General features: G+C 43.4%; 29 protein-coding genes. 15 read left to right on the top strand and 14 right to left on the bottom strand.

The window, feature by feature from the left end; genetic code table 11:
- Window positions 1–169: 169 nt before the first annotated feature.
- Window positions 170–1,189 carry a hypothetical protein gene (locus tag B9G69_RS16120; RefSeq protein ID WP_088617346.1) on the bottom strand — a complete coding sequence of 340 codons (1,020 nt, stop codon included), beginning with the start codon at window positions 1,187–1,189 and terminating at the stop codon, window positions 170–172.
- Window positions 1,182–1,949 (bottom strand): DUF4423 domain-containing protein, encoded by a 768-nt coding sequence (locus B9G69_RS16115; protein ID WP_265437837.1) that lies wholly within the window; start codon window positions 1,947–1,949, stop codon window positions 1,182–1,184. The genes B9G69_RS16120 and B9G69_RS16115 overlap by 8 nt, the downstream gene beginning before the upstream one ends.
- A 190-nt stretch (window positions 1,950–2,139) precedes the next feature.
- Between B9G69_RS16115 and B9G69_RS16110 the strand changes: the two genes are divergently transcribed.
- The 3 genes from B9G69_RS16110 to B9G69_RS16100 all read left to right on the top strand — a co-directional run bounded on the left by B9G69_RS16110 (window position 2,140) and on the right by B9G69_RS16100 (window position 3,894).
- Complete coding sequence (locus B9G69_RS16110; RefSeq protein WP_088617348.1) at window positions 2,140–2,634, top strand: hypothetical protein; 495 nt, start codon at window positions 2,140–2,142, stop codon at window positions 2,632–2,634.
- A gap of 109 nt (window positions 2,635–2,743) precedes the next feature.
- Window positions 2,744–3,169 carry a hypothetical protein gene (locus B9G69_RS16105; protein ID WP_088617349.1) on the top strand — a complete coding sequence of 142 codons (426 nt, stop codon included), beginning with the start codon at window positions 2,744–2,746 and terminating at the stop codon, window positions 3,167–3,169.
- Window positions 3,170–3,297: 128 nt separating this feature from the next.
- Window positions 3,298–3,894, top strand: coding sequence for a L,D-transpeptidase (locus tag B9G69_RS16100; protein WP_254917112.1), 597 nt, complete (start codon window positions 3,298–3,300; stop codon window positions 3,892–3,894).
- Window positions 3,895–3,900: 6 nt separating this feature from the next.
- Here B9G69_RS16100 and B9G69_RS16095 read toward each other — a convergent pair whose 3' ends face one another.
- The gene (locus B9G69_RS16095) at window positions 3,901–4,392 is read right to left on the bottom strand and encodes a hypothetical protein (protein ID WP_088617351.1); all 492 of its coding nucleotides are present in this window, start codon (window positions 4,390–4,392) and stop codon (window positions 3,901–3,903) included.
- Window positions 4,393–4,603: 211 nt separating this feature from the next.
- Between B9G69_RS16095 and B9G69_RS16090 the strand changes: the two genes are divergently transcribed.
- Window positions 4,604–5,836 carry a chloride channel protein gene (locus B9G69_RS16090; protein ID WP_254917113.1) on the top strand — a complete coding sequence of 411 codons (1,233 nt, stop codon included), beginning with the start codon at window positions 4,604–4,606 and terminating at the stop codon, window positions 5,834–5,836.
- Window positions 5,837–5,844: 8 nt separating this feature from the next.
- Here B9G69_RS16090 and B9G69_RS16085 read toward each other — a convergent pair whose 3' ends face one another.
- A complete protein-coding gene (locus B9G69_RS16085; protein WP_088617353.1) occupies window positions 5,845–6,369 on the bottom strand; it encodes a hypothetical protein in 525 nt (174 codons plus the stop codon).
- A 199-nt stretch (window positions 6,370–6,568) separates the two neighbouring features.
- Between B9G69_RS16085 and B9G69_RS16080 the strand changes: the two genes are divergently transcribed.
- The gene (locus B9G69_RS16080) at window positions 6,569–6,754 is read left to right on the top strand and encodes a hypothetical protein (protein ID WP_088617354.1); all 186 of its coding nucleotides are present in this window, start codon (window positions 6,569–6,571) and stop codon (window positions 6,752–6,754) included.
- Between the two features lie 8 nt (window positions 6,755–6,762).
- Complete coding sequence (locus tag B9G69_RS16075) at window positions 6,763–7,173, top strand: CoA-binding protein (protein ID WP_088617355.1); 411 nt, start codon at window positions 6,763–6,765, stop codon at window positions 7,171–7,173.
- Here the strand turns inward: B9G69_RS16075 and B9G69_RS16070 are convergent, their stop codons facing one another.
- The 3 genes from B9G69_RS16070 to B9G69_RS16060 form a co-directional block, all read right to left on the bottom strand.
- A complete protein-coding gene (locus B9G69_RS16070; protein WP_088617356.1) occupies window positions 7,174–7,764 on the bottom strand; it encodes an SRPBCC family protein in 591 nt (196 codons plus the stop codon).
- A 47-nt stretch (window positions 7,765–7,811) separates the two neighbouring features.
- Complete coding sequence (locus tag B9G69_RS16065) at window positions 7,812–8,249, bottom strand: hypothetical protein (protein WP_088617357.1); 438 nt, start codon at window positions 8,247–8,249, stop codon at window positions 7,812–7,814.
- A 66-nt stretch (window positions 8,250–8,315) separates the two neighbouring features.
- Complete coding sequence (locus tag B9G69_RS16060) at window positions 8,316–9,230, bottom strand: LysR family transcriptional regulator (RefSeq protein WP_088617358.1); 915 nt, start codon at window positions 9,228–9,230, stop codon at window positions 8,316–8,318.
- Between the two features lie 153 nt (window positions 9,231–9,383).
- Here B9G69_RS16060 and B9G69_RS16055 point away from each other — a divergent pair, with 153 nt between their 5' ends.
- From B9G69_RS16055 to B9G69_RS16040, 4 genes are all read left to right on the top strand, one after another.
- Window positions 9,384–10,100, top strand: a complete 717-nt coding sequence (locus tag B9G69_RS16055; RefSeq protein WP_088617359.1) for a hydrolase — start codon at window positions 9,384–9,386, stop codon at window positions 10,098–10,100.
- A 62-nt stretch (window positions 10,101–10,162) separates the two neighbouring features.
- Window positions 10,163–11,968 (top strand): amidohydrolase, encoded by a 1,806-nt coding sequence (locus B9G69_RS16050; protein WP_217897761.1) that lies wholly within the window; start codon window positions 10,163–10,165, stop codon window positions 11,966–11,968.
- Window positions 11,969–12,209: 241 nt separating this feature from the next.
- Complete coding sequence (locus B9G69_RS16045) at window positions 12,210–12,908, top strand: pirin family protein (protein ID WP_088617371.1); 699 nt, start codon at window positions 12,210–12,212, stop codon at window positions 12,906–12,908.
- Window positions 12,909–13,044: 136 nt separating this feature from the next.
- Window positions 13,045–13,458: a hypothetical protein gene (locus B9G69_RS16040; RefSeq protein WP_088617360.1), complete on the top strand. Its 414-nt coding sequence runs from the start codon at window positions 13,045–13,047 to the stop codon at window positions 13,456–13,458.
- On the opposite strand, the gene B9G69_RS16035 is transcribed toward B9G69_RS16040, so the two are convergent.
- The 4 genes from B9G69_RS16035 to B9G69_RS16020 form a co-directional block, all read right to left on the bottom strand.
- Complete coding sequence (locus B9G69_RS16035) at window positions 13,455–13,826, bottom strand: MGMT family protein (RefSeq protein WP_088617361.1); 372 nt, start codon at window positions 13,824–13,826, stop codon at window positions 13,455–13,457. The two genes, B9G69_RS16040 and B9G69_RS16035, sit on opposite strands and share 4 nt — an antisense overlap.
- Window positions 13,823–15,145: an MBL fold metallo-hydrolase gene (locus B9G69_RS16030; protein WP_088617362.1), complete on the bottom strand. Its 1,323-nt coding sequence runs from the start codon at window positions 15,143–15,145 to the stop codon at window positions 13,823–13,825. The genes B9G69_RS16035 and B9G69_RS16030 overlap by 4 nt, the downstream gene beginning before the upstream one ends.
- Before the next feature lie 38 nt (window positions 15,146–15,183).
- Window positions 15,184–16,698: a methyl-accepting chemotaxis protein gene (locus B9G69_RS16025; RefSeq protein WP_088617363.1), complete on the bottom strand. Its 1,515-nt coding sequence runs from the start codon at window positions 16,696–16,698 to the stop codon at window positions 15,184–15,186.
- Between the two features lie 261 nt (window positions 16,699–16,959).
- Complete coding sequence (locus B9G69_RS16020; protein WP_088617372.1) at window positions 16,960–17,943, bottom strand: 2-hydroxyacid dehydrogenase; 984 nt, start codon at window positions 17,941–17,943, stop codon at window positions 16,960–16,962.
- Window positions 17,944–18,114: 171 nt separating this feature from the next.
- On the opposite strand from B9G69_RS16020, the gene B9G69_RS16015 reads away from it, so the two are divergent.
- From B9G69_RS16015 to B9G69_RS16005, 3 genes are all read left to right on the top strand, one after another.
- Complete coding sequence (locus tag B9G69_RS16015) at window positions 18,115–18,483, top strand: ArsR/SmtB family transcription factor (RefSeq protein ID WP_088617364.1); 369 nt, start codon at window positions 18,115–18,117, stop codon at window positions 18,481–18,483.
- Window positions 18,467–19,429, top strand: coding sequence for an SRPBCC family protein (locus B9G69_RS16010; RefSeq protein WP_088617365.1), 963 nt, complete (start codon window positions 18,467–18,469; stop codon window positions 19,427–19,429). Before B9G69_RS16015 ends, B9G69_RS16010 begins: the two co-directional genes overlap by 17 nt.
- A gap of 355 nt (window positions 19,430–19,784) precedes the next feature.
- Window positions 19,785–20,558 (top strand): exodeoxyribonuclease III, encoded by a 774-nt coding sequence (locus B9G69_RS16005; RefSeq protein WP_088617367.1) that lies wholly within the window; start codon window positions 19,785–19,787, stop codon window positions 20,556–20,558.
- On the opposite strand, the gene B9G69_RS16000 is transcribed toward B9G69_RS16005, so the two are convergent.
- A complete protein-coding gene (locus B9G69_RS16000) occupies window positions 20,559–21,419 on the bottom strand; it encodes an SDR family oxidoreductase (protein WP_088617368.1) in 861 nt (286 codons plus the stop codon).
- A 124-nt stretch (window positions 21,420–21,543) separates the two neighbouring features.
- Here B9G69_RS16000 and B9G69_RS15995 point away from each other — a divergent pair, with 124 nt between their 5' ends.
- Window positions 21,544–21,867 (top strand): winged helix-turn-helix transcriptional regulator, encoded by a 324-nt coding sequence (locus tag B9G69_RS15995; RefSeq protein WP_088617369.1) that lies wholly within the window; start codon window positions 21,544–21,546, stop codon window positions 21,865–21,867.
- Here the strand turns inward: B9G69_RS15995 and B9G69_RS15990 are convergent.
- Window positions 21,864–22,361, bottom strand: coding sequence for an FBP domain-containing protein (locus B9G69_RS15990; RefSeq protein WP_265437836.1), 498 nt, complete (start codon window positions 22,359–22,361; stop codon window positions 21,864–21,866). The genes B9G69_RS15995 and B9G69_RS15990 overlap by 4 nt on opposite strands.
- 78 nt (window positions 22,362–22,439) lie before the next feature.
- Here B9G69_RS15990 and B9G69_RS15985 point away from each other — a divergent pair, with 78 nt between their 5' ends.
- Window positions 22,440–23,711, top strand: coding sequence for a hypothetical protein (locus tag B9G69_RS15985; RefSeq protein WP_254916908.1), 1,272 nt, complete (start codon window positions 22,440–22,442; stop codon window positions 23,709–23,711).
- Here B9G69_RS15985 and B9G69_RS15980 read toward each other — a convergent pair.
- The gene (locus tag B9G69_RS15980) at window positions 23,708–25,222 is read right to left on the bottom strand and encodes a hypothetical protein (RefSeq protein WP_088615801.1); all 1,515 of its coding nucleotides are present in this window, start codon (window positions 25,220–25,222) and stop codon (window positions 23,708–23,710) included. The two genes, B9G69_RS15985 and B9G69_RS15980, sit on opposite strands and share 4 nt — an antisense overlap.
- Window positions 25,223–25,350 lie beyond the last annotated feature (128 nt).

Genomic DNA, 25,350 nt, shown 5'->3' with positions numbered 1-25,350 from the left:
CAAAACAATTATTTGCTTAGTAACAAATGGTTTCGTTGTGGAAATGATTGGTCAACATAATCGACGCGGATTTAGTTTGATGATCGAATTTAACGACCTCAGTAAATTAAATACTGATTACAAGAGGTCAATCTAAATAAAAAAGGCGGGATTGAAACCCGCCTTCTTTTTAGTTTTCTCCCCAGGACATTGGCTGGAAAGGTAAGCGGATCACTTTGTACCAAGGATCGCGGTATTGCTCGACCTTCAATGAATCATGGTCGTACTTCCAAGTGTTATTGATTTTCGTCGCAGAGAAGCTGATGGACATCTTATATTCGTTACTGCGAAGAAGGATGTTTGTTTTAAACAAGCAAGAGTTCGAGATGTTGCCGATCAACTTCACTTTAATACGAGTGTCGCTGTCATTGAATTTGTCCCAGTGAAGGTTGTAAAGAACTGAGCCCGCTGGTTTTTTGCTGATCAAATCCAAATCTGGGATTGGCAAAACTGGAATCGGTACCGAGAAACGGTAGCACATCGCCTCGTCAGCAATGGATTTAGAAATATCAATCACATCATCGCCGACATTCAAAAGAACATCTGGATAAGCCGTGTAAACATTTTTAGTTAAAACCATTGCAGAGATATCGTTGCTCCATGGAAGAAGCGGCGTCACTGCCATTTTAGATTGAAGAAGCATCGAAATACGAACACCCAACAAATCTAGTTCCTCGTGAGAGTAACCGCCGTAATGGTGACCGAACTCGTGGACCAAGATCGCAACAGCTTCAGGAATTGTCACTGCTGTGTATTGGTTGTCAGCGCCTTTGCTGTAAAGGAGATCTGCATTGATATAAATGGGACTGCTTGGTGAGCTGCCTGTTTTGGCAACACGAACCAAACCGTCGATCATAAAGAACCCCGGAGTTTTTTGCTCGGAACCGAAATAGATCATGCGACCGCGAAGCTCTTGGGGAAGACCTTTGGCGATTTTTGCGATGATCTCGCGCTGACGAGGATCTAATTTGCATGTGTCAGATGTAAGGCAGATTTCAATGTATTGATCCAAACGCTCGTAAGCGTAAAGAACGTTCTTTTCTGCGATGCCGCCTCCGTTGCCAACCCAGTCACCGCCGATCATAGCCATTGCACTGAATGACGAAAAGATGATCGCAGCCGATACTAAAGCTCTCATAGTCTTAAACATTGCGCCCCTCCGTACCATCTTGAAGTTTCGTTAACGGGAATAACTGAAACGAAAAAGTATAAACCTCAGATAGAGGGCCATCTTCTAGCAGATCCTCTATTTTTTTTCGAGTTTTTAATAGGACATCTTTCACAGCGCCGAGTTTTTCAGGATTCACGGCGATAGTCATTGAGTTAAAAACCCGTTTATCGACGGGATCTCTGTGGAGTGATTGCTCTGCTAGATGCAAATTCTGGTTATGGTGCTTGCGTATTGCAGCTGACGGCACATCTTGCATCACCATTGGCTTTGCCGTGCGCACAAGACGATTACGATTTTTTTTCAAAAGTTCTAATCTGAGCAAACGCTCTAAAGCTTCTTCTGCTTTTTCCTCTTTGATTCCTAAACGTTTTGCAATCCATTGAGGGTTCGCTCTATTTTCTGGAAGCTTCGCCAAGTTCATAATCGCGAGGTAGTACCAGTCAGAAATGAGACGGAATGTGTCCTCCTGTAATAAGAGGCGCTCGTCGATTTCAACCTTTGTAGAGCCTTGTTTATACTCTGACCAAAGCAGCTCTTTCTCGAGAGGTGATACAAGCAAACGCTCCATCACTTTTTCAAGGTTCGTCTTAGAGAGCGATCTTCTGTCTCCTAAAACATCTGATAAAGTCGTCGATCCAATATCAAGATCTCTGGCGAAGGCACGCAATGAATAAGAGGGATTGCGCGTTTGGCGTTTCGCAAGTTCCTGCATCAATAGCTTTTTAATAGTGATTTCCATGGGCCCGTTATAGACACAAAACTCTAATAACGCAAGCTCCCCGGGACAACTTGTCCCGTTTTAAATAGTCGGGACACAATGTCCCGTTCGGGGTCTAGACAGGCTGAAAAGGCTCGGATATCTCTTGCTCCATACCGCAACAGCGGAATTTAAAACGTTACTAACAAAAACAATCCTAAGGAGGATTAAAATGAAAAAAGTATTCTTGGCTATCGCAATGGTTTTGGGTGTTTCACAAGCTCACGCGTACACGGCTCCAGCTTGGGCATGTAACTTGAACTTTAAAGGCACGGCATCTGGTATCAAAGTTATTCTGGGAAATTATGAATATAACGGTAAAGGCACTTTGGCTTGTATGTCACCAACAGGTCAAACTGCAGAATATCCAGTAACTGTAAAAATGAAAGCTAAACCTTTCTCTCCACAAATCGCTTTAGGCAAAATGGAATTGACGGGGCAAGCTGCTGAAATCGCTCTTTTTGATTCTAATCCAGAATCTATCCTTGGCACTTACTACGTAGCTCAAGCTCAAGGCGCAATCCTTGGTGGCGTTGGTGTTATTACTGCGACTCGCGTAGACCTTCCAACAATCGCTCTTAAAGTTTCCTTCCAGTTCGCAAAAGGTTTCGGCGTAAACCTTGGTGTTAACAGAATGGAAATCGCTCTAGATCAAGACCGTAACTAATTCATTGGTGAATTGGGAGCGTGATCCTTCAGAGCCGGGGAAATTTAACCTCCCCGGCTCTTCTTTCTCTAGAATTTTTAAAATTTGATTAACCGAAAAGGTGAATGAAATGTTCCAAGAACTATCCGGAGAGGCGATCGCCCTTCCAAGCCCCCTCCAACAAAAAGAGTTTTTTATGATTCAACCCACACACATCGGTAGCTATCCAGATTACCGCGATTTCTTAAAAGAGAAATTCGTTGCAGAGAAAACAAAGAAATACTCGTTCTCTTTGCAATACTGTGCCGACAGACTTCAGGTATCGAAAACATTCGTGAAGCTTGTGTTCGACAAAAAAAGACATTTTTCTATGGATACTCTTCCCCGATTATGGGATCTATTCAAATTGTCTGACAAGGAGCGACTGCACCTGACATTCTTGTTCTGCCACACAATATCCGACAGCGATTTGCTAAAGATCCAATTCGAATTGGTAATGCGCAACGTACAGAACGAAACTTTAACAGTTCGTTCCGCAACAGAAGTCTCGTATTAGACTAGGTCCACCTCAATTTTTTGTACGCAAGAGTAGACTTGAAACAAGTTTAACTCTCTCACAAATTGAGGTGTGACATGAGAACAAGCCATCACGTAACATGTTTCAGTCTTTCGCTTATGCTACTAATGGGGAATTATGCGAAAGCGGAAGTAACCACATATATCGACGATGACCGCATTCCTAACATGCTTGAACATATCAATCCATTCGATCCAAACGTTGAAGAAATCCTAGATCAGTACGATAAAATTTACGAACAAGAAACCGGCAAGCCCGCTCACATTAATACTGTGATGGATGACATACTCGGACCCTTTGGAGGCTGCTCTAGAAATGCGTGCTCGGTCTGGGCTCAGGTCGTCAAAAGTTCACAACGTATGTACCTTTACGTGAATGGTTACATGCAAGGTTCATGGGCTGTCTCAACAGGAATGGCAGGCTACACCACACCCAATTTTGATCGACATCCAGATGGTCGCATCTATGACCGTTATACTTCTACAAAATATCCAGAAGGTGATTACAATGGCTTAGGCAATATGCCCTATGCCGTCTTCATCAAAGGTGGTTACGCCCTTCACGGGACACCTAAAGGCAACTGGCCAAAACTTGGTAAGCCAGCATCCCATGGGTGCATTCGTATGCATCCTGATAATGGATATACATTTAACAGACTGGTTCGTGCTTACGGCGTTAGCCGAGTTTGGATCACTGTTCAATAGGACGGCTTAAAGATGTCTACTGGAGGTAACTAGAGTGGGAATGCCCTTCCCGCTCCAGTTCGTATACTGATACTTGCCGCCGGGTTTTACTTTTTCGTGTTTAATTTCCACGTCCACTAAGGCATTAAAACCCCCGGTCACTGCAAGAAACGCCATGCGCATAACGAGTTCGTCTTTGTCTTCACACTCTTTGATCTCGATAGGATTTTCTTTTCTGCTAAATCGTTGGGTGATCTTGGAATCTTCTTTCATGAAGATGCTGATCCCTTTGGCTTTCTTCATGATCTGTTCGTATTCAGCAATTGCTGGAGAGATCTCTCGATCATAACAAGGACCACAAAAGACGGTGCTTTGAAGAATCTTAGGAACCGTCTTGTAAAAGGAAAAAGAACCGTCCTCCACGAATTGCGCACACTTTTTACAGACGTGTTCGTGGCAGACACCACATTCTAAATTGGCTTTAGGTTTTTGGCAGACGCAGCAGTTTGAATTTTCCATATTGATGATTCCTTGTTCGAAAAATTACATGACACACCGTTTCGATGCAAGGTCCAAAGTATTGTACGTTTCAATTCCGAGGAGCAGATTCGCCAGATCGGAGACAATGATGGCAGAGCAAGAGTTAAGCAGAAAAAGTCAGGTGGTTTTTATATACTCGTTAAGCTGCGTGATCGGAGTGGCAATGACCTTCGTCGCAAAAAGCCTCTTAATGTCTATTCAACTTTGCACCAACCTATTCTATTTTCAAACATTTTCATTTGAGGAACGCATACCCGCACAAAATACTCTGGGCTGGATTGCAGTGATTATTCCGGTGATGGGTGGGCTGATCGTTGGGGCAATGGCTCGTTGGGGTTCCAAAGCCATTCGCGGTCACGGAATTCCTGAAGCCATGGAAAATATTCTTCAGCGTGACAGTCGCATTCCCCGCAGAATTACTTTCTTAAAACCACTTTCGTCCGCAGTAGCAATTGGTTCGGGCGGACCGTTTGGAGCTGAGGGGCCTATCATTGCAACTGGGGGAGCTTTAGGGTCCTGGATTGGACAGATTCTGCCTGTTAGTGCCTATGAAAGAAAAATCCTACTAGCATCTGGCGCAGCTGCGGGTATGACAGCGATTTTTGGTACGCCACTTTCGGCAGTAATGATTGCGATTGAACTCTTACTATTTGAATTCCGCGCAAAATCTTTTGTGCCCGTCGCATTAGCCACAATAATTGCGGCGACTTTAAGAAGTTTGTTCATCGGCCCGGAGTCGTTCTTTCAGATGCCGCCCCTTCCTGACACCAACATTACACAGCTTGCTATCTTCTTGGTATTTGGTTTGGTAATGGGGTTAATGTGTATACTGGTTACGAAATCCATTTACTGGATTGAAGACGCTTTTGAGAAAATTCCTGTCCATTGGATGTGGTGGCCAGCAATTGGTGGTATTGCCGTTGGCGTGATCGGATTGATCGAGCCTCGCAGTCTTGGTGTAGGTTATGGAAATATCTCGATGAGCTTAAGTGGCTCCCTGACTATTGGAGCTGCCGCCAGTATTTTAGTGTGGAAGTTTTTGTCTTGGGCTTTGGCTCTAGGAAGTGGGACTTCTGGAGGAACACTTGCACCGTTACTTACCTTGGGTGCTTCCTTTGGGTTTATAGTTGGAACCGGAATAACAATGCTTTTCCCTGACTGGAATATTGATCCACACGCGATGGCATTAGTCGGCATGGCCGCTTTATTTGCTGGATCTTCAAGAGCCCTGTTAACGTCGGTCGTTTTTGCTTTGGAAGGAACAAAGCAACCACTAGGTTTAGTTCCGTTGTTGGGATGCTGTTCGATTGCGTATGTGGTCTCTTCTTTGTTAATGAAAAATTCTATCATGACAGAGAAAATTGTTAGACGTGGCTTGCAAGTGCCTCACGAGTACTATCCGGTTAAATCCAATTCCCATTAATTAATGAATCACCGTGAAGGCGGTTTCAGCTCAGCGCACTTAGCCGGCGCGATTTCAGACACTTTGGCGTTTTCGAGTTGTTGGGAGATATAGTGCTTTAACAAAAGCATTGGTTGCCCCTCATCCCACCAGTTATCAACGAACATCTCCACAACATCACCGCGACGAGTGATTAATGTTTCTTTTTTGATTATAGAAATATTTGCGCCGCTTGGCTGGCAGGAATCGTAATCAATTCCGAAAATATCAGATCCCTCGAAAACAGTTAAAATGGTTTCCACCGTAGAAGGCGTCGATGTTCCACGTAATGAAACACAGAACCCAAGATTTTTTACTCGGGTAGTTGTCCATGCACTGACTATGGCTTTGGATTCACCTGGTCGCAGCTCAAAACCCTCGCGATTATAATCAACCGCCATGAACTCCCACGCAAGAGGCGTTTTTTGATATTCACATGTGATATGATTGAAGCGCTCTTCTGCCCAAGAATTCGAAGTTGCGATCGTCAATATCAAAACTGCGATGATTTTCATTAAATACCTCTTTAACAACGATTTCAGTAAGACTTGAAAACGATGTCAAGGGTTGCATTACCCACTGGATTTAGGTGGTTTGTGTTTAATCACAAGCATTATCCAGACAGAACCTCCAAGACATGTAGTGTCCTAGGTGTTAGTCTTATCGCATTCCTCATCGAGATCGAGGTTTCCAACTATTAGCAGGAGGTTTTAAATGCCGGAAACACCAGATAAACCGACCACACCAAACAATCCGGTCGAAAACCCTGATAAAAATGATCCAAGAAAAAACGTGCCTGAGATTGATCCAAGTCCTAATAAAGAACCTGAAATTGATCCGCAACCGAATCAGCCTGAAAAGAAACTGCCACCTGATCCAATTGGTGGCACCCAAAGTTAGGAAATGTAATGAACGTTAAAGACACTGAGATTAAAGCACTTCTTGAGAAATATAAGAAATTCGCCGTATATGGCTTAAGCAATGATGCAACCAAACCCAGTCATTATGTTCCCTTGTATATGCGGGAGCACGGATGGCAGATGGTGGGAACCTATCCCAAAAAACACGATGCCGGCGGATTTCAGATCTATTCATCATTAAAAGAAGTGCCAACAGAGTATCGAAAGTTTGTCGATGTCTTTAGAAGTTCAGACAAAATACCCGATGTTGTAGACGAAGTTTTAGCGGTCGGTGGAGTTGAAGTCTTATGGTTACAACTTGGAATCAGTCATCCCGAGGCAGAGGCCAAAGCAGAAAAGGCAGGGATTAAAGTTGTCTCTAATCGCTGCCTTATCATTGAACACAAACGTTTCTTTTAGTTACTTAGCGGGTGATGCTTCGGCGGCTGGGGTTGCAGAGGGAGCTGCCTCTGCTGAACCTGCCGGGGCTTCGACAACTTTCTTCAAATTTTCAAAACCTTTATCCATCTGAGTTCTGAACATCTTTTCACAATCGATTAGAACCGTCATAAGTTTTGTCATAAAGCCGCCCTCGCCGTGCATCGTCCAAGTGAACTTCGTACCTTGCCCTTCGGGTGTAAGGCTATATTCAATCAGCTGCTCGCCATGCATTGGCTCCGTCATAATCAACTTAAGCTTGGCAAATTCATTGGGTTTTATTTCTAATATTTCCAGCGATCCAGCCCCTGCATCCTTGTTGCCCTTGAATTCCATCTTAGAGCCCACAGCCCCATCGGTGCCGGAAAAGTTTTTTACCATGTTGGGATCGGCTTGTTCGTATGGATTCCACTGGCCGCCCTTTTTAAGATTACTCAAGTAAGGAAATATTTTGTCTGAGGAAGCATTGATCACCGTGCTATTTTCATAGCGAAATGAACCACTACGTGTGGAAACATATCCCAAGAACAAAACCACGAACACCACGATGCCAATTGCAATTTTCTTAGCCATAACTTGAACCTCCGAAAAACTTATCGTCGTGCAGTTCGTTAGCAATATCAACTAACTAATCCAGCGTCACGATAGGCTTGCTTCTCGTCTCCTGCCACAAAGCCAAAAATCTTTGGACCATTTTCTCCGTTTTGGATGAAATAGGTTACATCAAAGTCGATCGACTTTTGTGGTTTACCTTCTGGCGCATAATCCGCACGATAATAAACTTTCACCATGTCATGGAACCGATCAATAGGTGTGACCATCAGGTTTCGTACGTGCATTTCTCGTGTGCCGATTTTTTGATAAAATGAATATGCTTTTTTTAATGTGTCAGAAAAGAAATGACCGTTTGAGCCTGCCTGAACCCTGTCCGGGCTAGCCGCAAAGAACTGATCCGTAAAAAAATCCCGGATCATTTGGGTGTCCAGTTCGCCCCTTAATCCTTGATTATAAGCCTCTGTGTAACGATGAAAAAATTCTTTGTACTGCCGAGCCGGCATGATGTCCTCCAGGAGAACAATCATGATACGGCATCGGCAGCCAAGACTCACATGACATTCATGTCACTATGAACGCACCTTTTTCTTAGGCTTTAAGTTTAAACAATTACGCAGAAGTTGTTCCCACACAGCTCTAGCAACAGGGCCCATCGGCTTATGTTTCATACGCATAATATGTAAATCCAAAGAAAAGGGCTTCACCTGATCATCTTCAATTAAGATAAGATTTTCTTTTTTCAATTCCTTTTCAACTTCAGTCAGCGGCAAGCGTCCCCACCCAAATCCACTCATGATCATTCTGTGTTTCAGCGCATGATCAGTGACATAGCTTTTTTTTGAATCCGCAACGATACCTTTTGTCTCGCGTTTTAGCAGGTTGCTCTTGTCGCCTTGCTGAAGAACCACGATCTGTGGATATGCTTTCAAAGATTTGTATGTCAAATTTGGGAGCTTTTTTGCCAATGACTTTGCAACCACAGGAACCATCTGAATTTTATCAAAGAAAACACTTTCAATATTATCATTCTCTGTAGATTTCGTAGATATAGAGAAATCAGCTTCGCCGGAAAGCAAAGAATTCAAACCACCACTCATGATCTCTGAGCGAAATGTCATCTCTGTTGGATGTTTTGACAAAATGGTTTCTTGAAATACTCCCTCGATTGCTTCAAAGCGCACGAGTGGATCTAAAACGATTGTCAAAAATGGTTCGACTTTTTTAGAACCCAGCTCCTGTCCTACAGTTTGCAGTTCACGAAACGAAAACAAACATTGCTTGGCCCAATTATAGAAAATCAAACCTTCGGGAGTTAACTTGGGTCGATACTCTTCACGATTAAAAAGCTGTAGATCGAATTCTTCTTCAAGCTTTTTAATCGCCACAGATAAGCTGGGTTGAGTTTTGTAAAGATGTTCGGCCGCAGCCTTAAAACTACCCTTTTCCACAATCATTTCAAGGGTTTCTAACTGATCAATTGTCACAAACAGGCTCCCGAACAATATAGTCTATGTTTATTGTGATCATAAAATATTATTAATTTTTTTCAAGCAATTTATGGCTGATATTAGTTTCATCAGCGCAACACACAAACATAAGCGCACAACAAAAAAACAAACACCGTAAGGGAGAACAACATGAAAGCATTTAAAGTCATTTTCGCAGCATTGGTAGCATTGATAGCAGTTCAAGCACAAGCAGGCAAACCAGCCAAAGCGCTACTAACACCAACGAATCACACTTTGATCTTAATTGACCACCAACCACAGATGGCCTTCGCAACTAGATCCATCGACATCCAAGAACTTCGCAACAACGTTACAGGTCTTGCGAAATCAGCAAAAGTATTCGGCGTTCCAACAATACTAACAACAGTGGCAGAAAAATCTTTCTCAGGCCCCATGTTTCCAGAGCTACAAGCTGTGTTCCCGGATCAAAAACCAATTGATCGCACGACAATGAACACTTGGGAGGATAATCGAGTTACCGACAAGGTTAAACAAATCGGTAAAAAGAAACTTGTTATCGCTGCACTTTGGACTGAAGTATGTGGGGTTGGGCCTGTGCTATCAGCTATAGAAGATGGTTATGATGTTTACTTCGTAGTTGATGCCTCCGGTGGTGTTTCTAATATCGCTCACGATTCAGCAATCACAAGAATGACTCAAGCGGGCGCTCACCCCATCACTTGGATGCAATATCTTCTTGAACTACAACGTGACTGGGCTCGCGGCGCAACTTACGACGCAACAACAGGTATCGCTAAAGAACACGGTGGTGGTTACGGCCTAGGTATCATCTACGCTAAAGAAATGTTCGGCGCAAAAGAAGGCGCTAAAGAAAGCCATAAATAATTAATCTCTCCCTGGCGCTGGGACCTCATATCCCGGCGCTTTTCATCTAAGGAATCACCAACATGAACAACACCATCACAAAGCAACTTAAGAAAGCCTTACTTATGAGCTCCGCCGCAGCACTTACTTACACATCTTCTGCCGAAGCTCAGACAAAATCATCTCCAGATCTTATCATCCGCAATGCCAAAGTCTTTTCTCATAAGAACAGCTTTCAAGAAGCCTTTGCTGTGAAAGACGGTGTCTTCGTTAAAGTTGGAAAAAACGAGGATGTCATGAAACTTAAGGGCGAAAACACGAAAGTGATCGACGCCAACGGCCGCACTGTTATTCCTGGACTGGTTGATACTCATCACCACCCGATTCGTGCAGGCCTTAACTACAACTTGGAACTTCGCTGGGACGGTGTAAAATCCCTTAAAGAAGGCCTCAAGATGATCAAGGAACAAGCGGCTCGTACGCCCGAAGGACAATGGGTTCGCGTCGTCGGCGGCTGGTCTCCTCATCAATTTAAAGAAAATCGTTTCCCAACAATTAAAGAATTAAACGAAGCTTCTCCTAATCGCCCAGTCTTCGTGATGTATCTGTACTCGAAAGCATTCATGAACGCGGCAGGTGTAAAAGCATTAAAGTATAACAAAGACACAAAATTTCCTGGTGGCGAAGTTGAACTGGATAAACATGGCAATCCGACGGGTGTCTTAACCGCAAAACCTAACGCCATGGTTCTTTATAAAACTTTGGCTTCCACTCCGAAACTTGCAAACCGCGCTGAGGAACGTAACTCGACGGTACTGTACTTTAATGAGCTAAGCCGTCTTGGTTTGACCGGTGTCATCGATGCGGGTGGTGGCGGATTCTTCTTCCCAGAAGATCACCGCATCGCTAAAGAGTTGAACGATGAAAAGAAACTTGCCGTGCGTATTCCCTTTTACTTATTCGCTCCGGTAGTCGGCAAAGAATTGCAAGACTATGAACGTTGGACTGCAGCTGTAAATCCCGAAAGCCTGCACGAACTTCACTTGGGCTCTCACTATCACCTCATGGGTGGAGGAGAAAACTTAACGGCCTCTGCGGCTGACTTTGAGGATTTCATGGAGCCACGTCCTGATCTACCTCCGCAAATGGAATCAGAATTAAAACCGATCTTGAAACTTTTGTTTAAACACCAATGGATCTTCCGCATTCATGCGACTTATGACGAATCCATCGCTCGTGTCTTAAATGTGGTTGAAGAAATTAAGAAAGAAGGCGGTCCTTTCCCTGACAGATTCATCATCGATCACGCGGAAACCGTGACTTACAAAAACTTGCAACGTATCAAAGTATTGGGTGGCGGTATTTCGGTTCAAGACCGCATGGCTTTCCAAGGAGAAGAATTCTTTAAACAATACGGTGCGAAGAAAGCGGAAACAGCTCCACCAATTGCCGACATGCTAGCTCTTGGTATTCCGGTTGGTTCAGGAACAGATGCCACTCGCGTGTCTTCATTCAACCCTTGGATTTCTTTGTATTGGCATGTCAGTGGAAAAACTGTGGGCGGCTTCAAACACATGAGTGATAAAAATCGTCTGTCTCGTGAAAAAGCACTTTACCTAATGACGAAAGGTGCCGCTTGGTTCTCGAAAGAAGAAACTTTGAAGGGTGATATCGTTGAAGGTGAATTTGCTGACTTCGCACTTTTGAACAAAGACTACTTCTCTGTTCCTGAAGAACAAATCAAAGAGATCTTCTCTGACATGACAGTGGTCGGCGGGGATATCAAAACGGCTCAAAAAGAATACACGGATTTAGCCCCAAAAGCTCCCCGCGCCCTTCCAGCCTGGTCCCCGGTAAATACTTACGGCGGATACCAACACAATCGCTAAATAATGGAAACCACTGGGATTAACCTCCCGGTGGCCCTCCGAAACAATATAAATAATATCTATATAGTCGATTAATTCTTAATAATTTTTTTGCAAGTAGAAATCGCCGATACTTAGTTCATGGGAGGCACTCATGAACTTGAAGATACCCCTCAAACGCCGCGGATTTATCTTGGGCGCATTAACGACAGCAATAGGTTTATTTGCAGGGGCAGTGCCTCTCATAAGAAAGGAAAAAGGTATGTTAACAGTAAGAAGATCTAACGACAGAGGCTTGGCGAATCACGGGTGGTTGAAATCCCGTCATACGTTTTCTTTCGCGGAATACTATGATCCAGAGCACATGCACTTCGGTCCACTTCGTGTGATTAACGAAGACAGAATCGCAGGTGGTTCGGGTTTCGAAACTCATACACATCGTGATATGGAAATCATCTCTTACGTCATCGACGGAGCTCTTCAACACAAAGACTCCATGGGTAACGTCGCAGTGATTAAACCCGGAGAAGTGCAACGCATGAGTGCAGGTACAGGTGTTCTTCATTCTGAATATAATGATGTTCCCGACAAAGATACTCACTTCTTCCAAATTTGGATTATGCCTAATAAAAGAGGAGTAGCACCAGGTTACGGACAAAAATCATTTGAGACTGAACTGAACACGCAAAAACTTGTTCATGTTATTTCTCCAGATGGCAAAGATGGCACAATCGGAATTCATCAAGATGCCGACATGTATATCTCGCGCTTGAAAAAATCCGAGACACTTGATTTCAACATTGGCGATGAACGTCGAATGTGGTTACAAGTGGTAAAAGGTGACGTTGAAGTGAACGGCGAAAAATTAGCAATTGGTGATGCAATTGCGGCCACAGACGTGTCCGTAGCAAATATCAAAGCTAATGAGGATTCAGAAATGATCCTCTTCAAACTCCCTTAATTTGCATCTTATGCCCCTCCCGAAAGGCGAGCCCTTCCCGGCTCGCCTTTTTCTTTGAAAATCACTGCTACTCAGCGTCCAGGGTTGACCTGACCGTCGCAATTCAGTGATATGCGCTTTTTCAAAGGGGAAACACATGAAAAATATATTAGTCTCTTTCGCTGTTACTGCCGCAGCTTCAACATTAATGGCTGCATCTGCTCCAGACGTTGCCGTTTGCGATTCACAACAAGGTAAAGTTGAGTTCACGTTCGCCCCACTAAGCGCAAGCTGGGTGCAAGCAGACGGCACAACAACTCCGTTTCTTAAATACGGGACAATCTGCAATCAAGATGTTTCTGAAATGAATCCAAAGCCGAACTGCCGAGTGAAAGACGAGTCAGCCGACCACTACTGGATTAACACGATCGAGTGCCAATCTGAAGGTCAGTTCTATGCTGAAGGTTTCGTTGAAATCAGCCAAATATCTAAAGATGGTCGCTTTCAATGCAAAACCAAATTCGGCGCACAAGCGGATATCAAATTGGATCTAACGAACTGCCACCGCTAAGAAAACATCTTTGGTTTCGACGCCCGGCTTTTCATTTTGGCTGGGCGTTTGCTCCACTGGAACTTGCGCAGATCAAGCTTCCCATCCGCACTAAATTCAATGCCCTCTTTTTCCAATTTCCTTTTTTGGTCCTTATAGTTTCGACTGGTAATATCGAACGAAATACGTCCTTGAGAGTTTAAAACTCGGTGCCATGGCAGCTTATACGTCGCTGAACATGAATGCAAAATCCATGAAACGCCACGGGACCCCTGAGGCTTTCCCGCAAGCTCAGCAATCTGCTTGTAGGTTGCGACTTTTCCGTTGGGAATCTTTAAAATAGTTTCGATTACTTTTTTTGAGAAGGGGGAAAGATTCACCACCGTCATAAGGAAGCCCCTTTCTTTATTCGCTCAAGTTGAGCTTTTTGGTAGGAACCGAACTCACCACTGAATAAGCAACGAAGCAGAGGATCTTCAACAACATCGACATCCACGTATTTCTCAACGCGAACATAGAGTGAACTTAAGCTTTCACCTGTGGTCAGTGCTGAATAGAGTTTACTTGCGATAATTTCAGTTTTCCATTCAGCGCTACCGGTCAACGCTTCCACCAAAGTCATCCCATCATCTTTCAGCTCATACTGATAAGTAAATTCCGCGCCTGCATGATCATAAACTGAAAGCTTCCACAGACGAGATTTATTGAAATACAAATCTCCGGATGGGCCGACTTCCGCATATCTATCGAGGAGTCCTTTGCGACAAAAATTTTCGACGAATCTCATTTGCTCAGCAGTAAGAGCTGGCAAATACTTAGCTATTTCTGACGTCGACGGAATTCTTATGTTTGGATCATACTCATAATCCAAACCTTCTTCTCCCTTTGGCAAGACCCAGAATAATCTCCCGGCCTCGTGAATTCCTTCTTTAGAAACCAGAACACTGCAGCCAGGATCAAGACGGAAAACATGGGTCTTGGAAGAAACTTCCAGAACTTGCTCTGAAAATAGCTTATAGGAAATCGGAAAGAAGGCTTTGTTATACCAAGACCACTCCTCCATTTTGAACTGACAAGAGCTAGGAATTAAATTCTCAGGAGAAAGAGCTTTAATCTGCTCCAACCACTCCAAAGGAACTTTTTTATCAGATGGCAATGCGTGCACAGGCTCAAGAACTTCAATTTCCCTCATCGTCTGAAAAGGCCACATAATCAGGTCCCATGGCTTTTCATTTTCCAAATTCTTAAGAGTTGCAGGGTCTATCCAGGAATCGACGATATTCAGAATATTTAAATCCTGCACTTTGACCTGAAAGATCGAATCCACATCAATATCAAGTGCGGGATGAGTAATGATCTGAAATGGGCCTACATTGACAGTGCTGTTTAAAACTAAGGGATGAACGCGTTTAAAGCCTAGCTCTTTGATCCACGTGAACATTTCGTCGTGAACGCAGAACATGTAGATGGGAGTATTGCGATCCAAAAGCTTTAAGCTATCGAAAGAACAATGATCGTCATGATGATGAGAAATAAAGATAGCATCGAAGTGAACCTGGCTTAAGACTTGATAATCGAAATCGACAGATGGGAAAGCGTGGCAGTTGCGGCTAAAGGGGCTTTCAAATACGGGGTCGAAGGCAATCCGAGTGCCTTCGACTTCAAACACATAACCCGCATGCAAAATTCTGGAAACCTTGATCGCCATCCCCTGCTTATACACCAGTTCGCCAAGAAAGCACCAGGTTATGAAGCAAAACGAACAGTTCTTAACGGAAGATCTTCTTCAGCCTTCTCTTGAGCCGAAAGCGACGCATCGGAAGAACCCGCAACAATATTGTTCAAGTCTTTCACATTGGTGCGAAGTCCAATAGATTGCTGTGACAGTTTTTCGGCGAAAGTGGCTGCTTCTTCTGAGGCTGCGGCATTTTCCTGAGTCACTTGATCCAAGTCATTCATTGCTTGACCCATTTGTACGATGCCATTTGCTTGTTCTTCGCTTGCAGTCGAAATTTCAGAACTTAGATCAGCAACTTTTTTGATAGAGCTAACGATCTCAGCGAAAACCACACCACTTTGTTCGGCTTTCTCGCTGCCTTCTTCGATTCTTTCAACGCTCTCGTTGATCAGGTTTGCGATATTTTTAGCGGACTCAGCACTTCTTTGAGCCAAAGTTCTAACCGCATCTGCAACCACCGCAAAACCTCTTCCTTGCTCTCCAGCGCGAGCCGCTTCAACTGCCGCATTCAAAGCCAGAAGATTCGTCTGAAAGGCGATATCATCAATAACTGACGTGATATCGGCAATTTTTTTAGAATCGACTGCAATGGCCTGGATGGCTTTAATAAGCTCATGAATATCTTTTTCACCTTTAACTGCACTTTCACGAGTCGCTGTTGCAAGGTTTGCAGCTTGTTTGGCGTTATCAGAGTTCACTTTAACCATCGCCGTTAACTCTTCAAGAGTCGCCACTGTTTCTTCAAGCGACGCTGCCTGCTGAGAGGAAGCTTGTGACAAGGCAGAAGACGATTCAGTAATCTGTTGGGCCGCGTGACTTACCTGATCTGCGCCCAAAGCAATTTCGTCAGAGACACTGGCAATTGAGCGGGATAATGAAATCGCAACCCAGGCACCGCAACCCAAGCCAAACAGAACGCCTACTATATTAGTAATAATAGCGATCATATTGGTCTCGGCGCTAGTTGCGTGAGCTTCCTCCACCCAAACCTCACCGTTCTTGTGGTGGAATGCGACCAGTTTTGCAATGGATTCGTCGTAGGCTTTCGCATATCTCGGACAGTCCACCAAGAAGATATCGATCAGTTTTTTCTTATCCTCTTCAGTACCTGAAAGATATAGTTTCAATGCGTTATCACCGAGCGCTTTAAATGAAACCCATGTTTCATTGACCTTATCGTAAGGGGCTTTTTCACCTGGAAGAAATCCAGAGCTTGTATATTTTTTGTCGGCTTTCTCATATGCCGCAATACTGTCTTGGACTTCCTTAACATATTGAAGACCTTGTTCATGTGACATACCAGGAAGACCTAGAGATCTAAGACTGATGCGAATCGCGCGAAAGTGCAGATACATTTCATCAGCGACTTCGATGTTTTCAAGAACATCATCAGTTACCTTTTCATAGGATTTGCCGATGCCGTGGATACCCCAAAAGGCTACTCCACCCACAATCACCGGAATAGTGGCCATAAATATACAAAGGGCAAATAGCTTGGCTTTAAGGCTCATATTGAAGTTCATATGTTCTTCTCGCTTTTTAAAAACGCTCTACAACTGAAGAAGGGTCGAACTTGAAACACCAACAACCTTCACCACTTTCTATCGTGGATACCTAACTTCTCGGGGGGCTTTAACAAAAACTTAACCGCGCAATTATCAAAACTGACTCGTTTTTGAAACGGTGAAGTGTCCAAATCAATTGTAATTAAGAAGACTCGGATCAACGTGAATCTTCATCGCAAAAACAACAGAGTTATTCTCATTAAGATGCTTAATTAATCTTCACACTTCGTTCTCACAATGATCGGTTTCCAGCAAACAAACAAGGTTGGCTGTAGTCACATCGGCAATGTTTTGAAGTGCCTCTTGGGTAAGGAAAGCTTGATGAGAAGTCAGGATCACATTCGGAAATGTCGTTAAGCGCGCCAGGATGTCATCAGTGATGCCTTCGTTAGATTGATCCGTAAAGAAGATACCTTCTTCCTCTTCATACACATCAAGACAAGCACCCGCGATTTTATGTGCTTTAAGAGCCTCAATCAAAGCGCGTGTATTAATTAAAGCTCCGCGGCCGGTGTTAATAACGATAGCGTTCTTTTTCATACTATAAAACGCCTGAGTATCCAGCATGTGGCGAGTATTATCATTCAAAGGACAATGCAAAGAAATCACATCTGACTGTTTTAACAAATCATCCAAAGATACGTAGGTTGCGACTTTTTCTATTTCTGCATCTGTCTTAATATCATAGACAAGAATTTTACAACCAAAGCCTTTCATGATGTTTACAAAGACTCGGCCAATCTTTCCAGTCCCAATTACACCCACAGTTTTCTGATACAGATCGAAACCCACTAATCCTTCTAATGAGAAATTAAGATCGCGGATACGTCCGAAGGCCCTATGAGTTTTTCTGTTCAGAGTTAAAAGTAAAGCCACAGCATGTTCGGCAACAGCATAGGGAGAGTATTCAGGAACACGCACGATGCGAAGATCGAGTTTTTTAGCGGTAGGTAAATGCACATTGTTAAATCCGGCGCAACGAAGCGCGATGAATCGAACCCCTGTCGCGTGAAGCTCGGTCAAAACCTTTTCATTCAGGATATCATTCACAAAGACGCAAATTGCCCTATAACCCTTTGCAAGCTGCACAGTTTTTTCAGTGAGCCGTGCTTCAATAAAGTCGAACTCTACTTGAGATTGTTGTTGCACCGAACGAAAAATTTCCTCTTCGTACCTTTGTGCACTAAAAAATGCGACCTTCATACCCACCTCGTTAGCATGCATAAACAATAAACCTTGTTTCATTCAGAGCAACTGAAAAAATCGAAGCTCATATCTTAAGCTGTTGAATTCACCTGGCAATTCATACATTTTGACAAAACCCACACAACAGTTTATATTTAACTTATTAGTTAATTAACCTATAGGTAAAATATGGATCAGTTAAGTCAGACCTTTCAAGCTCTTGCAGATCCCACAAGACGTGCCATGCTGGCGCAGCTTTCTTTAGGTGAGGCTAGCGTTTCAGATTTGGCAAAACCGTTTCTTAAGGAAATGAGTCTTCCCGCGGTAACAAAACATCTGAAGGTCTTAGAAAAAGCTGGGTTGATCACTAAAACAAAAGATGCACAGTTTAGACCCTGCAAAATAAAAGCAGATGGCCTGGATAACGTTTCCGAGTGGATGGAAGAAATTCGCAAGCACTGGGAGGATAGTTTTGATCGTCTCGATGCCTACTTAAAAACCGTTACCGCGAAAGAAAAACAAAAAGCGAAGGGAAAGAAAAATGGGCGCAAAAAATAAAGCTAATGAAATTCACCTAACTCGTATCTATGATGCTCCCGTGAAACTTGTCTGGGATGCTTGGACAGATCCAAACCAGGCCGCTCTTTGGTGGGGACCTCGTGGTCACTCGATTAAAACTCACAGCAAAGACCTTCGAGTCGGTGGTCATTGGTCCTATACGATGTATGGCCCTAACGGACAAACATGGGAAAATAAAACCATCTATCACGAAGTCGAAAAGTACTCCCGACTGGTTTACGATCATGGCGGTGGTGAGGATCGCCCACCCCTTTTCCGCGTCACTGTGACATTTGAAGAGGTCAAGGGTGGAAAGACGAAAATGCACATGATCATGGCTTTGGAAACTGCCGAAGCCGCTGAACAAACGAAAAAATTCATCAAGCAAGCAAGCGGAAATTCTACGTGGGATCGCTTGGCAGAATTTTTGGATAAAGAACAAACTGGCAAAGAGAAATTTGTTATCAACAGAACTTTCGAGGCTCCAATCAAAACCATGTTCGAGGTGTGGACTCATCCAGATCACCTTGCGAAATGGTTAGCACCAACGGGCTTTACTATGAAGTTCATCAGATCTGATATCAAAGCTGGCAGTACGACGTTTTATTCTATGGAAAATGAGAACGGACTTAAAATGTACGGTCGTGCGAAATACTCTGAGATCACTCCCGTAACTAAGCTCGTTTATACTCAAGAGTTCACTGACGACAAGGAAAATCAAACTCGCCATCCCATGGCGCCAACTTGGCCGGCGGTGGTGCAAACAACAGTACAATTTGCTGAAGAAGACACCAACCAAACCCGCGTGACAATCACCTGGGAAATTGTCGGCAGCTATACTCAGGAAGAATTGGAAACATTCATCCAAGGCAGAGCAGGCATGACAATGGGTTGGACAGGGTCATTTGATAAACTTGAAGATTACCTCGCTAGCCACAGCCACTAATGCACCCAAAATACCTCCATGCACAAGTATGCGGAGGGCGATCGCAAGATTTTGAACTCTGCCATATGCAAGGATCATCGTGGGCAACATACCTAATAAGCCCACGATGAAGCCTTTAGACCATGTCGGTATGTCCCAAGAGATAAAAGGAATCACCAATCCAAGTAAGACCCATTGGGTAAATACTGCGATTATGGAGAATTTATATATAGCAGGTTTCGTTTTAAGATCCTTAAGCATAGGGATTATATCGAGAGCTCCGGCAACAACCCCGATTGAGAGTGCTATTATGATTTGAAGTAGCATTTAAATTCTCCAGAATATTTGCTATACTCTATCCTTAATGAGGTCTGAAATGAAATTGATTTCCTGGAACGTGAACGGTTTGCGATCAGTACACAAAAAAAATTTCCGCGAATGGTTCGAGAAAGAAAAGGCAGACGTGGTATGCCTTCAAGAAATCAAAATTTCCGACGAGGCCATTAAAAAGGATGAAACATTCTATCACCCAGCCAAATATCATTCCTCATGGGCGTTCGCGGAAAAACCCGGTTATTCTGGCTTAGCTGTTTATTCTAAAAATGAACCTGATGATGTTCGTATTGGCTTAGGTATTCCCAAGTTTGACAGCGAAGGACGCTGGCTTGAGGCTGACTTTGGTTCAATCACTGTGATTAACAGCTACTTCCCCAATAGTCAGCGAGAGCACACCCGATTGCCATTTAAGTTGGAGTTTTGTGCCGCCGCCGAAAAAAGACTGGAAGCTTTAAGGAAAAAAGGCCGCGAGGTGATGATTTGTGGAGATTTTAATATCGCTCACAAGGAAATCGATCTGCGAAATCCAAAAACAAATATGAAAAATGCGGGCTTCCTTCCCGAGGAACGCGCCTGGATGACGAAGTTCTTAGACAAGCTAGAATGGGTTGATGCTTTTAGAAAGTTTGATCAAGGACCTGATAATTATACTTGGTGGAGTTATCGCCCGGGTGTTCGCGAAAAGAACATTGGATGGCGCTTAGACTACTTCCTAGTGAATAAAGAAGCTTCAGATCGCTTAAAGGCAGCAGCCCACTGTCCCGACGTGATGGGATCGGACCACTGCCCTGTTCGCTTAAATCTAAAAAAATAATTAGGCGTACTGTTGCACGGCTTTCTTGACCGCTTCCTCTAAGGATGTGGGATTTCTGCCCAAGAGTTTTTTAAGATCATCGCGGTCGGTAAATAAATCACCGCGAGCGATTCCAACATCGGAATCAGCCAAAATTTCTGCAAAAGCAGACGGTAATCCAAAGCCTGTAAGAAGTTTTGAAAACTCTGCCGCCGGCATATCTTTGTATTCAATATTTTTGCCACTAACTTTGGAAGTAACTGCTGCCAGTTCCGTTAACGTGAAGGCGGCTCCCCCTAACTCATAAATAGCATCTTTGGAGGTATCACCTAAAATTACTTTCGCTGCAGCCTCCGCGTAGTCAGCTCTGGTTGCGGCACTTATTTTACCATCTCGAGCTGCGCCGCCAATAACTCCGCTTTTTAAAGTATTACCAAATTGTTCCGTATAATTTTCGATATACCAACTGTTGCGCAAAAAGGCGTGAGTGATTCCAGAATTCTCGATCATTTTTTCTGTGGCAAAATGCTCTTTCGCCAGCTCCATTTTGCTTTCGTTAGCTCTCAGAATGCTTGTATAAGCGATAAACTGAACTCCCGCTTTTTGGGCTGCATTGACGATATTGGTGTGTTGAGAAACTCTTTGTCCAACCTCACTTCCTGAAATCAGCAAAAGTTTGTCTGCTCCCTGAAGGGCCTTTTCCAGAGCTTGAGAATTACCGTAATCAGCTTCGCGAACTGTGATTCCTTTTGAGACAAGATCTTGAGCTTTGTTTTTATTTCTGATAACCGCCACTATGTCTTGAGGTTTCACACCTTGTTTTAAAAGAGCATCAATAGCCAATTTGCCTAAATTTCCTGTAGCACCCGTTACTGCGATCATAAATATCTCCCTTCAGAGTAGGTTTGCCTAATAAACTTATGCTATACTAAACCCAGTGCTTACATTATGTAAGTACGCACTATTTTGTTACTGTAGCGGTTTCATATAACCTTAGGAGATTCAAATGGTTACAAAGTCCGCCGGAAAAACCAAAGTACCTCCATGTCCAATTACTCGAATCATGAATGTGATCGGTGGAAAATGGAAACCAATGATTATCTATAACCTGTTATCAGGAACAAAACGCTTTAATGAGTTACAAAGACTAAGTGGTAATCCTTCAGCGCGTGTTTTAACTTTACAGTTACGGGAATTGGAAAACGACAAAATCATCAGTCGCCGTGTCTTTGATCAAATTCCTCCGCGCGTGGAGTATTCGCTAACGACAAAAGGCAAATCCTTAAACTTGGTGATGGAGATGATGGCTCAATGGGGTAAGGCTAATTAATCAGCCTTAAAATTACTGATGTTTTCAAACAGCTTAGCCATCTTGTAGTAAAGATCGGCAATATTTTTTTCAGGGCTTTTCCCTGCAAGCATTGCATTCTCTTCAATCTTTTCGATACAGCGCAGATCTTGGCAAATGAGATAGGAACTGCTGACATTCGCACTCATAGCCACAGACAACATACCGATGTCTTCTGACGTACCATAGGAATGACACCAATTACACAACCCACCCATCGGCTCACCCGTTGAAGCGGTTCTTTTAAACGCGACTCCCTTAGGCATGTCCCAATTTGGCATTTTAAAAACCAAATAAGTGTACACACCCGAAGATTCCTTCCACGTGAAATAGGACCGAACCTTGAATGGAAACTTTAACCCCTCAGGAAGAACTAATTTCTTTTGGTCGCGCAAACGAAAGCATTTAACAAGCTCTGCTTCAGATTCTATTGCAAAAATATTTTCCGTTTGAAAGTTATGTGACTGGCTTTGCATAATTCCCGTCTCCGTTGTTTTCCTGTGCGTCCCTAATAGACTATTCCGATGAAGATCCTCGTCCTCTTTATTTTTACCATGATTTGGTATCAATATGCCAATGCAGAATCTGAATGGAGTTTTGGAGCAGACCTCCAATTAACCGATCAGTACTTTCCTGAAATCTACGGAGACGACACTAACGATAACCTATTAAAACTAGAACTAGATCCCTTAGTTAAGTGGAAATCTGGAGAACATTGGCGTTTTTATTTCAAACCTTTATTCGTGGCAAATCCAGATAACAAGTCCAGTGATGAACAAATATTTTTCGAACCTTCCGAGGCCCATCTTAAATTCCAAAAAGAAGTATTAAATATTTCTGTGGGCTATAACGTTGTTACCTGGGGAGTTACTGATGGTTACAACCCTATTGACGTCGTAAATCGCAAGCAAATCTATGATCCAATACGCTCTAAGAAACTGGGCTCCCCGTCCATCTTGATTTCAGAATCCGTAGGCTGGTTTGATTATGATTTCATGTATATTCCAAATTCTCGCGAGGCGATCATGCCCGGAGAGAACAGCCGTTGGCTTCCCCGAGAAGTTTTTGTTCCCCAAGTTCCTGGGAATAATATCGTACTGCTATTGCCGGCGAACCTACGCTATCACTGGGGAAACTCGCAGGTACTTGACAATGCCCTCGACAACAATTTTGCGCTACGGTTGCAAAAGACCTTTTCGATCTTTGATTTATCAATTTCTGGATTTGATGGCGCGGCAAATTACCCGATTATAGAGCCCCAAGTTACTGGATCCATCGTACAGGTTTCGCCTAAGACAGTCATTCAAGTGGACCGTGATGTTAGGCTGGACATGAAACAACACCGCATCCGACAAGGCGGCTTTTCATTAGTCAGCCGTCAATGGGACTTTCTGTTCAAATATGCAACAAGCTACACCGATGATTATGGAACTTACAATAATCTTCCGGGATGGCTTCACGAACACGTGTTGGGGCTAGAGAAAACTTTTAACTTCAACGACGCTATGCTAATCGCGATTCTACAGTATTCATTCTTAGATTCCCAGAGATCAAATGATTCCAATATTTCAATTACGGAGATATTTCGAAGGGCCTGGATGGCGGGAGGCCGCCTGACCTGGAAGGAGGTTTGGAATATTTCGGTGTTAGGCCTGTATGACACAATCCACTACAGCCACTTTCTAGAGATCACGGTGGGTCGCAGATTATTCGATGCTTGGAACGTAAGCTTAACAGCGGACTTCATTGCGGGTAGCAGTGAAAATCCGCTGGGCCTATATTCAAAAAACGATTCTTATTTGCTGGCTGTCAGCCGGTCCTTTTAAGGGGCCAGCTGCAACAAAAGATCGGAGTTGGAAAGTGTTGACGCCTTCTTCACTTTCAAATTCACACCATCCATCAAAGGAATCGCTGGTAAGGCTACGCTCATTGTCTTTCCAGAAATTGCACCTAAGATCTTATCTTCAATTGTGGAGCCAGCAAAACGTGTTTTCGGGGAATACTTTTTAACATATGAAGCGTCCCAGCTATACTTTAGATCCAAGCTAGTGTTCGTAAATTTCACGCTTGCTTTGCTGTCTGCAATTCCCACTGCGACGTTGCTGCTAAATGGAACTACAAAGTTCATAAATGGAATATACTTTCCATTCTTTGGAGCCTGCATCTGTGATAACAATTTGAAACTAACACCGTACTTTAAGCCCGATCCCGTAATTTTAGGATCCTTATTGGAATAAACATTAAACAAGAACTTACTGGATTTGGGATAGTCCATAAGCTCCGGCCAAACAAACCACTGAACAAATCTGGAATTCATAACCGTCGAAAATCCCGAAATCTGATTCGAGTAAAACTGATGAACCCACGAATCGGCGGAATATGCCTGCGTGATAATTTCTTTCGCAAGTCCCCCTGGTAACCGGATCATAGCTTGGGTGGAAGCCGAATACTTGGGATCATCTTTCGACAGAGTTAATGACTTAGATCCCGTTTGTGAGGAGCGGGTGAAAGTCATAATGACACGCCCCTTGGCAATCATCTGTTCGGGGTTCGTATCATCAAAACTATCAACCATCATACTCACCTTGATGTCTGATCTGCCGCTTACAAGCTCTCTGGGTGCGGAAAAATCAAAATTAATTTTTCCAACATATTCATTCAAATATGAGATCAATAAAGCTTTCTTTGGATTTACGAAAGCAGCTGAATCCATTGAAATCTGAGAAATTTGCTCGTTCACAATATCAGAAAATCCGTCCGCTCCTATGCAATTAAAGGCTTGTACGGACCAGGCGTCTGGTTGCCAGGAAAGGCTCACGTCTTCAACCTCGCCGCCAGCGGCCGCAGAAGCAACTTCCGGTGACACCGCTACGGAAAAGGCGCCCATGCCCGCTTTCATGTTCAATACGACGTTTGCACATGAAGCCTGCAAATGAAAACGGCCCGTAATTCCATTCACCGTTTGTTCAATCCATTGGTCTACTGAAATGCTAGCAATCGTCATTTGCGCGGATAGATCTTTAGATTGAAGGATCAACTGCGTCTGAGCTGTGCTCAAATCTGGTTTTTGTAACTGAGTCTTTAATGAAAGAGACACACCTTTCAACTCAACCTGCACGCCATTCTGTGCGGAAACTGTTTGATCAGGAAATTGCCAATTTGCTTGAAACTCTTTATTTATGAGAGTTTTCCACTTCTCCTCGATAAGATTTTTTTGAAACTGCTTCGGTAAAACAAGCTCGAACTCTGATTCAACAGTGGCAGAGGAGTAAGCCTGCTGTGAAGTCAGTAAAGCAGCAAATACGAAAATACATTTAGTGATTTGCTTGATAGTCATGGATTCACGTTACGGTGGTTCTTGTAAAATCTAAAGAAACTTTTTTCTATCGGATGTATTCTCATTTTTCATTCAGTCAAAAGGTCCAACATCGATGAACTTTTTTACTTTTTGTTCTGAATTCTGAA

This window comes from Bdellovibrio sp. SKB1291214 (genome assembly GCF_002209355.2).
Lineage (GTDB): Bacteria > Bdellovibrionota > Bdellovibrionia > Bdellovibrionales > Bdellovibrionaceae > Bdellovibrio.
The sequence above is the reverse complement of the archived record's forward strand: the minus strand, read 5'-3'. Positions and strand labels throughout refer to the sequence as shown.

Coding starts and splice junctions, on each gene's coding strand:
- B9G69_RS16035 (WP_088617361.1), bottom strand. CDS start 13,826: ATGACGGTGGTGAATCTTTCCCCCTTCTCAAAAAAAGTAATCGAAACT.
- B9G69_RS16050 (WP_217897761.1), top strand. CDS start 10,163: ATGAACAACACCATCACAAAGCAACTTAAGAAAGCCTTACTTATGAGC.
- B9G69_RS15990 (WP_265437836.1), bottom strand. CDS start 22,361: ATGCAAAGCCAGTCACATAACTTTCAAACGGAAAATATTTTTGCAATA.
- B9G69_RS16110 (WP_088617348.1), top strand. CDS start 2,140: ATGAAAAAAGTATTCTTGGCTATCGCAATGGTTTTGGGTGTTTCACAA.
- B9G69_RS16095 (WP_088617351.1), bottom strand. CDS start 4,392: ATGGAAAATTCAAACTGCTGCGTCTGCCAAAAACCTAAAGCCAATTTA.
- B9G69_RS15995 (WP_088617369.1), top strand. CDS start 21,544: ATGGTTACAAAGTCCGCCGGAAAAACCAAAGTACCTCCATGTCCAATT.
- B9G69_RS16020 (WP_088617372.1), bottom strand. CDS start 17,943: ATGAAGGTCGCATTTTTTAGTGCACAAAGGTACGAAGAGGAAATTTTT.
- B9G69_RS16025 (WP_088617363.1), bottom strand. CDS start 16,698: ATGAACTTCAATATGAGCCTTAAAGCCAAGCTATTTGCCCTTTGTATA.
- B9G69_RS16120 (WP_088617346.1), bottom strand. CDS start 1,189: ATGTTTAAGACTATGAGAGCTTTAGTATCGGCTGCGATCATCTTTTCG.
- B9G69_RS16080 (WP_088617354.1), top strand. CDS start 6,569: ATGCCGGAAACACCAGATAAACCGACCACACCAAACAATCCGGTCGAA.
- B9G69_RS15980 (WP_088615801.1), bottom strand. CDS start 25,222: ATGACTATCAAGCAAATCACTAAATGTATTTTCGTATTTGCTGCTTTA.
- B9G69_RS16000 (WP_088617368.1), bottom strand. CDS start 21,419: ATGATCGCAGTAACGGGTGCTACAGGAAATTTAGGCAAATTGGCTATT.
- B9G69_RS15985 (WP_254916908.1), top strand. CDS start 22,440: ATGATTTGGTATCAATATGCCAATGCAGAATCTGAATGGAGTTTTGGA.
- B9G69_RS16100 (WP_254917112.1), top strand. CDS start 3,298: ATGGGGAATTATGCGAAAGCGGAAGTAACCACATATATCGACGATGAC.
- B9G69_RS16045 (WP_088617371.1), top strand. CDS start 12,210: ATGTTAACAGTAAGAAGATCTAACGACAGAGGCTTGGCGAATCACGGG.
- B9G69_RS16105 (WP_088617349.1), top strand. CDS start 2,744: ATGTTCCAAGAACTATCCGGAGAGGCGATCGCCCTTCCAAGCCCCCTC.
- B9G69_RS16015 (WP_088617364.1), top strand. CDS start 18,115: ATGGATCAGTTAAGTCAGACCTTTCAAGCTCTTGCAGATCCCACAAGA.
- B9G69_RS16055 (WP_088617359.1), top strand. CDS start 9,384: ATGAAAGCATTTAAAGTCATTTTCGCAGCATTGGTAGCATTGATAGCA.
- B9G69_RS16030 (WP_088617362.1), bottom strand. CDS start 15,145: ATGGCGATCAAGGTTTCCAGAATTTTGCATGCGGGTTATGTGTTTGAA.
- B9G69_RS16085 (WP_088617353.1), bottom strand. CDS start 6,369: ATGAAAATCATCGCAGTTTTGATATTGACGATCGCAACTTCGAATTCT.
- B9G69_RS16040 (WP_088617360.1), top strand. CDS start 13,045: ATGAAAAATATATTAGTCTCTTTCGCTGTTACTGCCGCAGCTTCAACA.
- B9G69_RS16010 (WP_088617365.1), top strand. CDS start 18,467: ATGGGCGCAAAAAATAAAGCTAATGAAATTCACCTAACTCGTATCTAT.
- B9G69_RS16115 (WP_265437837.1), bottom strand. CDS start 1,949: ATGGAAATCACTATTAAAAAGCTATTGATGCAGGAACTTGCGAAACGC.
- B9G69_RS16005 (WP_088617367.1), top strand. CDS start 19,785: ATGAAATTGATTTCCTGGAACGTGAACGGTTTGCGATCAGTACACAAA.
- B9G69_RS16070 (WP_088617356.1), bottom strand. CDS start 7,764: ATGGCTAAGAAAATTGCAATTGGCATCGTGGTGTTCGTGGTTTTGTTC.
- B9G69_RS16090 (WP_254917113.1), top strand. CDS start 4,604: ATGTCTATTCAACTTTGCACCAACCTATTCTATTTTCAAACATTTTCA.
- B9G69_RS16065 (WP_088617357.1), bottom strand. CDS start 8,249: ATGCCGGCTCGGCAGTACAAAGAATTTTTTCATCGTTACACAGAGGCT.
- B9G69_RS16075 (WP_088617355.1), top strand. CDS start 6,763: ATGAACGTTAAAGACACTGAGATTAAAGCACTTCTTGAGAAATATAAG.